The sequence below is a fragment of the Hydrogenophaga intermedia genome (genome assembly GCF_023715105.1).
Taxonomy (GTDB): Bacteria; Pseudomonadota; Gammaproteobacteria; order Burkholderiales; family Burkholderiaceae_C; genus Hydrogenophaga; species Hydrogenophaga intermedia_A.
In genome coordinates this window covers 1-469 of record NZ_JAMBNO010000097.1, presented here as the reverse complement: position 1 = coordinate 469, position 469 = coordinate 1, and the positions used below count along the sequence as shown (strand labels likewise).

Here is a 469-nt window from a genome sequence, read left to right as displayed (position 1 = left end):
TCTCGCATCGGTTGGAGGTCGACTTCCCCGATGATAAGTCCATGCGCATCAGCCACGAGGCGATCTACCAGTCGCTGTTCATCCAGGGGCGTGGCGCGCTCAAGCGTGAACTGGTTGCGTGCTTGCGCACGGGCCGAGCATTGCGCGAGCCGAGGGCTCGATCACGGAACAAGCCGCAAGGGCATGTCACCGCAGATGTCGTCTTGAGCGAACGTCCCGCGGAAGCCGAAGACCGCGCCGTCCCCGGCCACTGGGAGGGCGATCTGATCATCGGGACAGGCAGGTCGGCTATCGGCACGCTTGTCGAGCGCAGCAGCCGCTCGACGCTCTTGGTGCATCTGCCGCGGCTGGAGGGCTGGGGTGAGAAGCCGTACGTGAAGAACGGGCCGTCGCTCGGCGGCTATGGGGCCATCGCGATGATCACCGCGCTGAGAGCGTCGATCACCACGCTGCCGCAGCAGCTGCGCAA

General features: G+C 65.7%; 1 protein-coding gene. It reads left to right on the top strand.

The window, feature by feature from the left end; genetic code table 11:
- A partial coding sequence (locus M3149_RS22735) for an IS30 family transposase (RefSeq protein ID WP_251711621.1) occupies positions 1-469 on the top strand: 469 nt, incomplete at both ends.